Below are 12,623 nucleotides of genomic sequence, written 5' to 3' on the forward strand. Positions count from 1 at the left end.
CTGTATTCAGGCTCAATGATGAAGCAACAACGTCGGTGTCGGTCACGAAATATACACGACAGACGGGCGACACTAACTGTAGTGGTCAAGAGAAGCTAACCACAGGTTTACGATTTTCCTGTGCCTTCAGTTTGACTAATTCATTATACACGTCAATAATTAACGTGTATAAAGTATATTGCAAACCAAAAGAGCATCACATGTTAAATCATGAAGCGGGCAAAACGCTAAAGCAAAAACTTCCTCTCGGTATGATAGCAACAAAGCGTTGGCTACAAGAGCAGGGCTTGAGTTTGCACTATATCGACAACTCCGTCCGACGAGGAGCTTTAATCGTTGCTACGCCCGGGGTCTATTATCGCGAAGAAGCTTACCCAACCTGGCAAGGTGTTGTGGCTTCATTGCAGCGAATAGCTACGTTCGCAGTCAATGTGGGGGGCCTGACAGCTCTAGAGTTAAATGGTGTAAGCCATTACGTAAATCAAAGTGGAAAACCTACGATTGGTCTATATTGTCCTGAGAAGCTGCCTGTATGGGTTGATAAAATTGGTGTGGAAGCTACTTTCGAATGGCATGGAACGAAGCGATTGTGGCCAGAATCACTCATGCGCGACCAGCGCGTTCTCCGTCCTTATGAATGGTCAAAAGGTTTGCCGGAAATAACGTATTCTTGTGTTGAAAAAGCTTATCTGGAAGTGCTCAACGAGGTACCTAAACATATCAGTTTTGAGCATGCTGATGCGCTGCTTCAGGGGTTGCATAACTTATCACCCCGGAAGTTAGATACGCTGCTAAAAAACTGCCTTAATGTCAAAGTAAAACGGCTATTCTTTTGGCTAGCGGAGCGCAATCAACAGCCCTGGTTTAAACGTTTAGTGTCAACAGACTACGATCTAGGCTCAGGTAAAAGAGCTATCGCGGTAAATGGTCGCCTGGAAAGCAAATGGCAGATCACGGTACCCAAGGAGATGTAAATTATCATGGATAGAAATAGCATTTATTATCGGCAGGTTCAGTTGCTTATGCAGGTGTTACCATTTGTTGCGGCTCATGACTGCTTTGCGCTCAAAGGCGGCACAGCGATTAACCTATTTGTCAGAGACTTTCCGCGACTGTCGGTTGATATTGATCTCGTTTTTCTACCTATGATGGATCGAGATGAAGCACTTAATACGATCACTAGTCACCTGGAGAAAATAGGTAAAAAGCTCACAGCCGAAATTCAGAATGTGACTGTCATACGCCCATTTGAAGTCAAAAAAGACGCGCTCCGTTTATTGGTGGAGCGTGAGGTTCGCGGTACAAAGGTTCAGATAAAGATAGAACTGTCACCCGTACTTCGAGGAACTGTCTACAAACCGACAACCTTGAGTGTTACTGAAGCGGTGGAAAATGAATTTGGCTTCGCAGAAATTTCCGTGGTTAATTTCGCCGATCTCTATGCTGGTAAGATTTGCGCCGCGCTCGACCGGCAGCACCCCAGAGATTTGTTTGACGTAAAACTACTTCTGGATAACGAAGGCTTCACTGATGATATTCGTAAAGCGTTACTTGTTTATATTGTCAGCCACCCCCGTCCTATTTCGGAGTTATTACGACCTCATTTCAAAGATATTTCCGAACTTTATGAGGGGGAGTTTAAATCGATGGCGGACATCGATGTCCCATTCGCGGAGCTTGTGGCTGCGCGTGGGAAAATTGTAAAACTCATGCATGCGGCATTTACTGACGAGGAGAGGTCGTTTCTTTTGACGTTTAAATCACGCAAACCGGATTGGTCATTACTCGGACTTGATGGTGTTGATCGGCTACCGGCGGTTAGGTGGAAGCTGAAAAATCTTGGAGAAATGAGTGAGGAAAGACATCGGAGAGCTTATAACAGACTTGTGGATGCACTCAATTCAGTGGGTTTAGTTACGAGATAATCCATATATGCATTATTTGACTATATTCCATATATAAACTAAATTTTTATATTCTCTATTTAGTATAAATGCCTATATTCTATATAAGGAATTAAAATGCGAATCACCACTCCCGGTTCCTTGGGTAAATATATAGCACAACGGCGACAGGAAGCTGGTTATAGCCAAATGGAATTAGGCAAACGGATTGGTAAAGATCAGCGTTTTATATCCCGTGTTGAGACCAAAACATCATCCATTACTTTCGCTAACTTAATGAAAGTAATGGCTGCTTTGAACATTCGGTTCGATATTTCTAATTCCGCAGATGACGGTTATGAAGTCTTAAATAGGGTCAGGAAAGCGTCTGTGGATGAAAATCTCCCGCAAACCAAGCATCGGCCTCTTGATGCGCTTAAGAGCAATCGTAGGCCTATTGTGATTCGAAAATCACCACCTAAAAAGTAAAAGGAAGATTCGTCATGCCAAGGCGCAAGGCTACACGAGAATTACATTGCGGGATTAATGGAATAAAAGTAGGAACCGTAAGGCGGAAAAGTGGCACCTTCGAGTTTATTTATGATGATGAATGGTTGGGAGCAGAATATGCGCATTCGATAAGCTTGTCACTGCCAATGACATCTAAACGACATACAGGCGAGCGCGTTCGTTATTTTTTTGATAATTTGTTGCCAGATAATGAAGAAGTTCGTCAGCAAATTGTTGATAGAATCGGCGCTTACTCAACAGACACTATGGATTTGCTATCAGCTATCGGGCGTGACTGTGTGGGAGCGTTATCTCTTTCCTTAACGGAAATACCTCCAGAACCATCTATGCAGATGAACCCGGTCGATGAGAATGAAATCAATGAGATTTTAAATCATGCGGTTACCGGGCATACCCTCGGAATGGGGGATGACGATACTTTTCGTATTTCTATTGCAGGAGCTCAGGAAAAAACAGCATTAACCTATCACCGTGGTCAGTGGCATCAACCGATAGGTAACACTCCTACAACCCATATTTTTAAAATGGCTATGGGAGAGTTACCTAGTGGCATAAATATGGAGCAAAGTGTCGACAATGAATGGTTTTGTTTACGCTTTATGCATCATTTAGGGTTTGATGTAGCGCACGCTGAGATAGAAGTTTTTGGTGAGCAAAAGGTACTTGTTGTCGAACGTTTTGATAGACATACGGATGAAGATGGTCAAATTTTAAGGATAAGCCAGGAAGATATGTGCCAGGCTCTGGGCAGAGCCGGGCAATCGAAGTATGAAGATAAAGGAGGCCCGGGCGCTTTTGAAATATCGGATCTGCTCGCAACAAGTCAGCAAGGTTTAAAAGATCAGCAAGTGTTTTTTTTGAGTCAATACGTATTCTGGTTACTGTGTGCTATTGATGGTCATGCAAAGAATTTCAGTGTTTATTTGGACGCTTCGGGTTATTGGTTAACGCCAATCTATGATGTCCTTTCAGCGTATCCAACCCTGGGTAAAATACAGCCGAAAAAAGCTAAAATGGCAATGAGGGTAAAAAGTAAAAACTCCCATTATCATTGGCATAAAATTTTACCTCGGCATTGGCCTAATCATGCCAAATTTTCTGGCCTTTCCCCCGATATTGCTCAAGAATTAATTGGTGCGATAAATGAGGAGTTGCAGGGTGCTCTTGATAAAACCTGGGCTGATGCTCCCGAACACTTTCATCGGGAAACAGGAGAACAAATAACCAAAGGCGTTCTGGATCTAGCAAGGAAAAAACTGCTGATATGAACGATCTAAAAAGTTATTTGGAAGTGTTCCTTCATTAACCCAGAAGGATACTTGCCAATCATGGTGGCGTGTCCCGTGGCGCTCAAAGCTGGCTCCCCAATACACGATGGCTGTAGCAGTCGATATTAACGCGAAGACAGAGAATTTTTGGGACTTCGGCGGCCTTCCCACAACTAAAACTTTGAACAAACACAAAACTTGCTACTGAGTGGTTTTGGATTTATAACAAAGAAAGGTCGAAAACGGCTATCCGCGGCATCCATTCGAGGTGGTAAACGAGTTGGTTCAATAATAAAAGGGACAGAACATGAAGGTTGTTATACGCAGCTTTTTGCTGGCTATATGTTTGCTGACGGTGAACTCCGCATTCAGTAAACAAAGTGTAGCGGATGAAAGGGAAGCCTATATCCGGGCTAACTACACCAAATATGAATATCAAATCCCGATGCGCGATGGCGTAAAGTTATTCACGTCGGTTTACGTACCCAATGATACCAGCAAATCTTACCCTATTATGATGCAGCGAACGCCTTATCGCGTTGCACCGTACGGGGTAGACGAGTATAAAAAACGTTTGGGACCGAGCGAAGCATTTGAAAAAGACGGTTTTATTTTTGTCTTCCAGGACGTGCGCGGCAAGTTCATGTCGGAGGGGGATTTCGTCAACATGCGCCCGCAGGATGCCTACACTCGCGGAAAGAACGCAACGGATGACGCCACAGATACGTACGACACGATTGATTGGCTCGTAAACAATATAAAGGGTAACAACGGAAAAGTGGGTATGTGGGGAACCTCTTACCCCGGTTACTACACGTCGGTGGCATCAATTAACAGTCACCCTGCGCTTAAGGCAATTTCTCCTCAGGCTCCCATTGCTGATTGGTTCTTTGATGACTTTCATAGAAATGGTGCTTTCGTCACGCCTATGGCTTTCATATTTTTTGATACCTTCGATAAGCAGCGCGATGGCACCTTCGCTTACTGGCCTGAAGGTATGAAAACTGAAACGCCAGACGGCTATCAGTTTTTCAAAAATCTTGGGCCACTTTCCAATGTAAACGATAAGTACTTTAACGGAGAACGCCCATTTTGGAATGAGATTATTCAGCATCCAAATTACGACGATTACTGGAAGGCGCGGAATGTCTTACAGCACTTATCAAACACTAAGCCTGCCACGCTAGTTGTTGGCGGTTGGTATGATACAGAAGACCTTTACGGACCGCTTTATACCTATCAAACCATGTCAGACAACAATAAGAAGGATCATGTTCAACTGGTCATGGGGCCCTGGTATCACGGTCAATGGCAAAGCGAGCAGGGCGGTACTGAACTTGGAGAGGCTCATTTTGGTTTTGATACCAGTGCTTGGTTTCAAAGAGATGTGTTGCTGCCATTTTTTAAAGAGCACCTAAAAGGTGCTGATGAAGCCAATCTGACTAGGGCAACCATGTTCGAAACCGGCAGTAATCGCTGGCGTCATTTTGAAGCTTGGCCGCCTAAGGATACATCTAGAGAAACCCTGTATTTAGCGGATGACGAAAAAATCGTTGAGCAGGAAAACAATACGGGTAGCAGCGAGTACCTAAGTGATCCTAACAAGCCGGTTCCTCATTCTGCCGAAATCAGTCGCGGCTGGGATAGACCATACATGGTAGAAGATCAGCGTTTTACGGCGAGAAGACCTGACGTTCTGGTATTTGAGACCGATACGCTGGAATCGGACTTAACAATTGCCGGGGCCATCGACCTTAACCTATGGTTCGCTACCAATAAATCAGCGGCGGATATTGTGGTGAAGCTTGTCGATGTCTTTCCTTCCATTGATGAGAATACCAATAAGGCTGACATGGAGCGCGGGAACCGCCATGAGCTTGTGCGTTGGGGCGTGTTACGCGGGCGTTTTCGTGAGAGTATGAGTGAGCCTAAAGCATTCGTTCCAAATCAACCAACTGAAATTGGGTTTGAGCTGTACGATGTTTTACATACGTTCAAACGCGGGCATAAGCTGCAGATTCAAATACAAAGCAGCATGTTTCCGTTTCTGGATATTAACCCCCAGAATTACGTTGAAAACATTTTTAATGCAAAAGAGAGCGACTTTGCAAAGGCAACTCATAAAATTTATCACAACTCTGAGTATCCGAGTTCGATAAGCTTTAACGTGCTGTAATCGACTCCGACCAGACGTTTGATTTACCGGCGGCTCTTCTAAATTTTTCTATTGAGCCGTTGCTTCAACCTGTGGTTCTCAGCTTTTATCTGCTCAATTTCATCAAGCAGGTTTAGCACTAAATAGAGATCGGGCCAGTCTATATTTAGATCCCGGTTGAGACGCGCCGCCTTTTTTACTGTCATCACCGAGGTAACATGAAACATCCACTGATGCGGGTGTTCTCCGGTGACTGGTACCGCAATCTCATGCTCAATCAGCTCAAGCATGGTTTCGGCGCTGACATTTGCAGAAAGGCAGAGCTCTTCGAAACTCAGGTGAAAATTGGGTGAGTACACTTGTTGTAAGGTTGTCATTATCTATCGCTCCATTCGCGACGAGGGTCAAAGGCTTCGCTGTCCGCGAGCTGAGCCCAAAGGGTCTTACTGTTTTCATTTAGTGAGGATGGCATCACAATCTTTATTGTGGCAATCAAATCGCCATTTGAGAGCTTCCCGACCAAGCCTTTGCCTTTTACACGTAAGCGCTGACCTGCCTGGCTGTTAGCTGGAATGGTTAGTTGAACTTTGCCAGAGAGCGTCGGCACCTCTACTTTAGTTCCTAATGCCGCTTCCCATGGCGCGAGCGGTAAGGTGAGCAAAAGATTATTGGCTTCCACATCAAATAATGGATGCGGAAGTATTTTGATGGTTAAGTAAGCATCGCCGCTTGGGGCGTTACCGTAAGCCGGGGCACCTTGTCCTTTTAGTCGAATACGTTCGCCATCTCGTGCGCCAGCAGGAATTTTTACTTTGAGCGATTTTTTTACCTGCTGCTGGTAACCTTGTTGGTCATAAACCGGAATAACGAACTCAATTTGTTTGGTCGTGTCGGCCAAGGTGTCTTCGAGCATAACCGGCCAGTCGAATTCAACATCAGCTCCTTTGGCTTGGTTGGCGTCCTCATACCAAGGTTGCTGACGATGTTGTTGGCGACTGCGGGAACCTGCTGCTCCAAACACTGAGTTAAAGAAGTCAGTAAAGTCCTGATTACCCATCGTACTATTATTAGTGTGATAGTTGGCGCTCGATTTCCTATTTTGATTGTTATAACCGCGTTTGCGAGCCTCGCACAAAGCATCATATTCAGCACGCTTTTCAGCACTATGTAATACTTCATAGGCTTGGGCTACGCGCTTAAAATTCTCGGCTGCATCTGGTAACTTGCTTACATCGGGATGATACTTTCGGCCGAGTTTGCGGTACGCGGTTTTAATTGCTTTACTATCGGCGGTCGGCTCTACACCCAGTACTTCGTAATAATCAATAAACTCCATTGCAAAGCCTTATGTTCGTATTATCGAACCTGAGTATAGCTTTAAAGAAAAATTTCGTCTGTGTTCACAGATTAAAAAAAACAGGTCACCGTTTTAGAGTGAATCCGGTAGGTGTAATGGTGCGATGAGAGTTATTAAAACAACTGCGTAATACCCAACAAAATAGCGTAGCGGCCAGCTTTACTGATGAAAACCAGAATCAAAAATTGCCAGAAGGTTAATCGCAGCATACCGGCTATAAACGTAAGAGGATCGCCAATGAAGGGTGCCCAGGCCATCAGCAGCGACCATTTGCCAAAACGTTCAAACCAGCGGTGCCCACGGGCTAAAGATTTGGGTTTGAACGGGAACCAGCGGCGATCCTGATACCGTACCAAAAAACGACCCAGAACATAGTTGACCACTGACCCCAGCGTATTACCGATTGAGGCCAGCCACCAGATTATCCAGACATCGTAATCCATGCGCTGGGCTGCCACGACCACAAACTCAGACTGAGCAGGCAGTATTGTGGCGGCCAGAAAGGCTGTCAGAAATATACTTAAATACATAAAATCCTATTACGTGGCACAGCTTATAACGGATGTCATCAGCGTAATGGAAATGACAAACACAAAAGTTTTTGACTACACTCAACAATGAACACTCATCAATAAAGCAGAGAGGTACCTCAATGGCATTTGAAAAATGTCCAAAATGTGAAGATCAGGTACTGGATAATAACTATAGCTGTCCTGCCTGTGGTTTTGTGAAGAGTGAAAAATCGGAGCAAGAGAACCAACCGGGCGAAAACAGCGCGATTACGTCTGAGAACACATCGAAAAGTTTGCAGATACAAGGTGTGTTATCGCTCGTTATTCTTATCGTGGGTGTGCTTTGGTTTTTTCTAACCTCCGAGGAGTCTCAGCAAAGTAACGAAATTAATGTGATACCTCTGGTTATGTTTATCGGCGGTCTTATCTGGTACATAGTGACGCGCTTTCGAATCTGGCGTTCGCACTCTTCTTAAATAAGGGCAATAACGCGGTTACCGAACGATGCTACTGCTCTACGGGCTCTTCGTGCAGGGACTCCCATGCCTGAAGCATTTCTTTCTTCGTTGAACCCCAGCGATACCCGCCCAAAGCACCGCTTTTCTGAATAACACGGTGACACGGAATTAGCATGGCAACAGGGTTCGAACCAACAGCATTACCAACCGCCCGAGACGCTTTAGGGTAACCTAATGCATTGGCAATTTGTGAGTAACTCGCCAGCTTTCCCGGTGGTATCCTCAATAAAGCTCGCCACACGGCTACTTGAAAATTTGTACCCATTACGTGCAATGACAAGGGGTTAGACTGCCCGTCTTTTAATCGACTAAACAGTACGTTAGCCACATAGTTGATCGCGTTGTCGTTTCTTACGAGCGAGGCTTTGGGCCAGTCTTTGCATAAATCAGTAAGTATCTCGTCAACAGCTCTGGAGCCCAAAAACTCAATGCGGCATACGCCCCGTGGAGTAATTGCGACAAATATCTTACCAAAAGGCGTTTCATTTACGCCGTATTGGATAGTAACTCCCTGGCCTTCGTTCTTGTATTCACCTGGCGTTACGGCTTCTAGCTTTACAAAGTGGTCATACAGTCGGGAGCCTCCGCTTAAACCCATGCTGAGGGAAACATCCATAAGAGAGCTTTCTCCCTTCAGCATTCGTTTGCTTCGCTCCAGCGTGAGGGCCTGCAGGAAGCGTTTCGGTGTGGTGCCTGCCCATTTACAAAACACCCGATGGAAGTGGAACGGACTGAGATGAACATGAGCAGCAACGTCTTCCAGGGTCGGCTGGCTCGATACATGCTCTGACATATAGGCCATGGCTTTTTCAATACGGATATAATCAGACATAACCATCACCTTTAGATACGATTAATTGATACACCACTATCCAGAAGTGGTAAAACCTAAAGCATCAGACGCTAGGAGTAATGCTGGCTGAGCTATTAATCATAGAAGGCTTTTTAGCTGATGCCGACCCGAAGCTTGCTCTTTAGCAAACCCAGCAATTACTGCTGGGCTTGATTTAACGCCTGAATAGCAAAGCTGCCAAGCCAGTGACCACCTTCGTAGCTATCGCCGATTAGATTAGGGTATGAGTGCGCCATATGCTTATCGGCTATTTTGCGTAAATGCCTGTACTGCGGGTATTGGTTAGCCAGCGCATAGAGGTTCCAGGCGCGGCTGAAATTTAAACCGTCCAGATGAACCAGTTTGCCATCGGTTCTGTCGCCAACTTCACCTACCGCTAGACTGAATTCTGGGTCAGCGAGTTGTGGCATAAAATCATCCAGCCAGGTTAAAAACTGCTGCTTCGGTAGAACGCGCTGCATTAAGCCAATTTCTTCCAGGCAGGGCGAAAGAAAGTCGTAGCCGCTGGGCTCCCAGCCTATGGGGCAGTTTTTATCTTCCAGAAAATAGTCTTTCGCGCGTTTGGCAATTAACTGCTGTAGTTCGGTGTGCTGCTGATTAACGGCATAGTCGTAGGCGAAACTTAAGCCAAAGGCCGTGTTGGTATGCTCGCCCACCCGCACTGGGTAAACTAATCGAGGTAAGAAGTTGATATAGCGCTCAACAATTAAATCGGCTAATGGTTGTAAGTTAGCGGCTAGGTCTTTGGCCATAGGGTCTTCCCATGAATGGAGCTCGTCAGACAGCTTTAACAGCCAGGCCCAGCCGTAAGTGCGCTCAAACGAGTCATTAATATCTTTACTGAAAAAGTCGACTTCGCGCGCCACTTTCTCGGCGGTTAAATTACGTTTAAGTATGGCTTTGACTTCGTCGGCCTGTTCTAAGTCCGGAAACTGACGCAGCAAAGTAACCATTGACCAATAACCGTGAGCGGCGCTGTGCCAGTCAAAGCAACCATAAAAAACCGGGTGTATAACCGACGGTTCTTTTAAATCATCGGCACTGCCTAATATTATTCCCGTTTTGTACGGATAAGGCGTTTCGACGCAATGTAATGGAAGAGCCACCAGCTTATTGGCTTCCGAGAGGCTGAGCTCGTGTGACGATGCGTTATTATCGGCCGCCTGAGTGAACAGGCTAACCGACATGAGTAGGGCACTGCTTATAATGCCGCGAATATTCATAATGTTGCCTTATATGCTGGAGACTGTGTTAATTGGCTCATTGGTTTTTCAGTAAATCGAGAAAGAAAGCGTATTCCAGCGCCGTGTTTTGCAAGCGCTTAAAGCGCCCGGAAACACCACCGTGACCCGCTTCCATTTCGGTTTTAAACAGCAGCAGATTATCATCGGTTTTATAATCTCTGAGCTTAGCGACCCACTTGGCCGGTTCGAAATACTGCACTTGTGAGTCAAAGAGTCCGGTGGTTACCAGCAGGTTAGGGTAGTCCTGTGCGCTGATTTGATCATAAGGTGAATACGACAACATATAGTCGTAATAGACTTTCTCTTTCGGGTTACCCCACTCGTCAAACTCGTTGGTAGTGAGAGGAATACTTTCATCCAGCATGGTTGTCACAACATCGACAAAAGGTACATGTGCCGCTACGCCAAGGTAAAGTTCCGGCGCCTGATTGATCACTGCGCCCATTAACAGACCACCAGCACTACCACCCATGGCGAAGACTTTATCCTTGGCGCCATAGCCTTGCTCAACCAATGCCTTAGTGACATCGACAAAATCATTAAAGGTGTTTTGTTTTGTCAGTTTTTTGCCGTCTTCGTACCACGGGCGCCCCAGCATTTGCGAGCCGCGAATATGGGCGATAGCAAAAACAAAACCTCTGTCTAACAGACTTAGACGGTTGCTGCTAAAGCTGGGTTCTGAAGTAGAACCGTAAGAGCCATAACCGTATTGATAAAGTGGGTTGGCGCCATCTTTTTTAAATTTGTCCTTACGGTAAACCAGTGTTACCGGTACCTCAGCACCGTCCCGGGCGGTGACAAATAACCGTTCGGAAGCGTAGTTTTCAGGTTTAAAATCGCCAAGTACAGGCTGTTGCTTTAACAGCGTTTTATCCAGACTGTTCAGGTCTACATTATAATGGCTACCCGGAGTGGTCATACTGGTGTAGTAAAGGCGCAGCTCAGGGTTATCGGCTTCTTTGTTACCGTAAAAATACAGCGTGTAAGCTTTGTCGCGGAATGAAAGCTCTTGTTCATCACCGGTATTTAGGTTTCGTACGAACACCTCTGTTAGTCCGCGCTGGCGCTGTTTATAAACCAAATGCTGGTCAAACAGCTCAATGTCTTCCAGTCGAGTGTCTTCTTTATGTGGAATAACTTCCTGCCAGTGCTGCTTGTCGCCAAGCTTATCTGCGCTTACCCGCATCAGGCGAAAGTTCACGGCATCCAGATTGGTCAACACATAATAATCATCACCGTGTTTAGCTATGCTGTATTCCAGGCCGTCTTCCCGTGGCACAAACTCAACCGGCTTGGCGTTGGGGTCATTGGCATCAATTAGCGAGACGCCTTTAGATTCGGTCGCATCATGGATAATATAAATTTTTGAGTCGTCTTTGCTTTTGCGAATGCCGGTGTAAAAGGTTGTGTCCTGCTCTTCATAGACCAGTTCATCTTGTTGCTGTTCGGTACCCACTTTATGACGATATACTTGATAACCCAGCAGGGTTTCCGGGTCTTTCTTTATGTAGTAAAAATGCTGTCCGTCGTTACCCCAGACAATATCGCCAGACGTATTTTTGATTTGATCCGGGAGTAACTCACCGGTTTTCATATTCTTAAGTTTAATTTCATACATACGGCGGCTAACGGTATCTTCACTATAGGCAAGAATCGCATCGTCCGGGCTAACTTCAAGACTGCCTACGGAGTAATAATCTTTACCTTCAGCAAGCTCATTAACATTTAACAAAATTTGCTTGTTGGTACCGGAAAAATCTGTACTGCGAACGTAAATCGGGTATTCGTTATCGCCGCGCATTTCTGTTGAGTAATAGTAGTCGCCGTCACGTACTGGTACGGAGTTATCATCTTTGGCAATGCGGCTTTTCATTTCTTCAAACAGCTTTTGCTGCAAATCTTCCGTGTGAGCCAGCATCTCATCCGTATAAGCGTTCTCTGCCTCAAGATAAGCCAGTACTTTAGGGTCTTTACGTTCATCGTCCCGCATCCAGTAATAATTATCGATGCGGGTATCACCATGAATGGTCATTTCATGAGGGACTTTTTCTGCTACCGGAGCTTCAACGCCTTGTTTAGAGGTCGATGAGCTGGTATCGGTGTTTTGATTCGCGGGAGAGCAGGCCTGCAATAATGCAGCACTTAATAGAGCAATATAAAGGGGGCGAAGTTTTTGCATGTGGCGATCTCGTTATGATTATTATTTTAATTCAAATGATATTAACAAAGTTATAATTTGTTAGCTATATCGGGGCCCCCCGCATTGATAGGCAGTTCTTAACTGCAGTAGCCCGGCCTTAAA

The 12,623-nt window shown here is 45.4% G+C and carries 12 protein-coding genes; 6 read left to right on the forward strand and 6 right to left on the reverse strand.

The annotated features are described in order from the left end of the window. Positions 1-200 precede the first annotated feature (200 nt). The 5 genes from ACP7H9_RS05905 (at position 201) to ACP7H9_RS05925 (ending at position 5,858) form a co-directional block, all read left to right on the forward strand. Positions 201-974 carry a type IV toxin-antitoxin system AbiEi family antitoxin domain-containing protein gene (locus ACP7H9_RS05905; RefSeq protein ID WP_034819209.1) on the forward strand — a complete coding sequence of 258 codons (774 nt, stop codon included), beginning with the start codon at positions 201-203 and terminating at the stop codon, positions 972-974. 6 nt (positions 975-980) lie between these two features. Beyond that, positions 981-1,925, forward strand: coding sequence for a nucleotidyl transferase AbiEii/AbiGii toxin family protein (locus ACP7H9_RS05910; protein ID WP_034819207.1), 945 nt, complete (start codon positions 981-983; stop codon positions 1,923-1,925). 96 nt (positions 1,926-2,021) lie between these two features. Further along, positions 2,022-2,372 carry a helix-turn-helix domain-containing protein gene (locus ACP7H9_RS05915; protein ID WP_034819205.1) on the forward strand — a complete coding sequence of 117 codons (351 nt, stop codon included), beginning with the start codon at positions 2,022-2,024 and terminating at the stop codon, positions 2,370-2,372. Positions 2,373-2,386: 14 nt separating this feature from the next. Beyond that, positions 2,387-3,682, forward strand: a complete 1,296-nt coding sequence (locus ACP7H9_RS05920) for a type II toxin-antitoxin system HipA family toxin (RefSeq protein WP_114981773.1) — start codon at positions 2,387-2,389, stop codon at positions 3,680-3,682. Positions 3,683-3,989: 307 nt separating this feature from the next. Continuing rightward, a complete protein-coding gene (locus ACP7H9_RS05925; protein ID WP_114981772.1) occupies positions 3,990-5,858 on the forward strand; it encodes a CocE/NonD family hydrolase in 1,869 nt (622 codons plus the stop codon). A 38-nt stretch (positions 5,859-5,896) separates the two neighbouring features. Here ACP7H9_RS05925 and ACP7H9_RS05930 read toward each other — a convergent pair whose 3' ends face one another. The 3 genes from ACP7H9_RS05930 to ACP7H9_RS05940 all read right to left on the reverse strand — a co-directional run bounded on the left by ACP7H9_RS05930 (position 5,897) and on the right by ACP7H9_RS05940 (position 7,724). Continuing rightward, complete coding sequence (locus ACP7H9_RS05930) at positions 5,897-6,214, reverse strand: chaperone modulator CbpM (protein WP_114981771.1); 318 nt, start codon at positions 6,212-6,214, stop codon at positions 5,897-5,899. Then, positions 6,214-7,173, reverse strand: coding sequence for a DnaJ C-terminal domain-containing protein (locus ACP7H9_RS05935; protein ID WP_034819197.1), 960 nt, complete (start codon positions 7,171-7,173; stop codon positions 6,214-6,216). Before ACP7H9_RS05935 ends, ACP7H9_RS05930 begins: the two co-directional genes overlap by 1 nt. Before the next feature lie 134 nt (positions 7,174-7,307). Continuing rightward, positions 7,308-7,724: a YqaA family protein gene (locus ACP7H9_RS05940; protein ID WP_011233330.1), complete on the reverse strand. Its 417-nt coding sequence runs from the start codon at positions 7,722-7,724 to the stop codon at positions 7,308-7,310. Between the two features lie 122 nt (positions 7,725-7,846). On the opposite strand from ACP7H9_RS05940, the gene ACP7H9_RS05945 reads away from it, so the two are divergent. Beyond that, positions 7,847-8,182 (forward strand): zinc ribbon domain-containing protein, encoded by a 336-nt coding sequence (locus ACP7H9_RS05945; RefSeq protein WP_011233331.1) that lies wholly within the window; start codon positions 7,847-7,849, stop codon positions 8,180-8,182. Between the two features lie 31 nt (positions 8,183-8,213). On the opposite strand, the gene ACP7H9_RS05950 is transcribed toward ACP7H9_RS05945, so the two are convergent. The 3 genes from ACP7H9_RS05950 to ACP7H9_RS05960 form a co-directional block, all read right to left on the reverse strand. Next, positions 8,214-9,056, reverse strand: coding sequence for a bifunctional transcriptional activator/DNA repair enzyme AdaA (locus tag ACP7H9_RS05950; RefSeq protein WP_110012922.1), 843 nt, complete (start codon positions 9,054-9,056; stop codon positions 8,214-8,216). Positions 9,057-9,214: 158 nt separating this feature from the next. Then, on the reverse strand, positions 9,215-10,300 hold the full coding sequence (locus ACP7H9_RS05955; protein WP_114981770.1) for a DUF2891 domain-containing protein: 1,086 nt from the start codon (positions 10,298-10,300) through the stop codon (positions 9,215-9,217). Positions 10,301-10,337: 37 nt separating this feature from the next. Further along, positions 10,338-12,500, reverse strand: a complete 2,163-nt coding sequence (locus ACP7H9_RS05960; protein ID WP_114981769.1) for a S9 family peptidase — start codon at positions 12,498-12,500, stop codon at positions 10,338-10,340. Positions 12,501-12,623: the final 123 nt, after the last annotated feature.

Source organism: Idiomarina sp. ST20R2A10 (assembly GCF_051842345.1).
In the GTDB taxonomy this organism is placed as follows: domain Bacteria; phylum Pseudomonadota; class Gammaproteobacteria; order Enterobacterales; family Alteromonadaceae; genus Idiomarina; species Idiomarina loihiensis.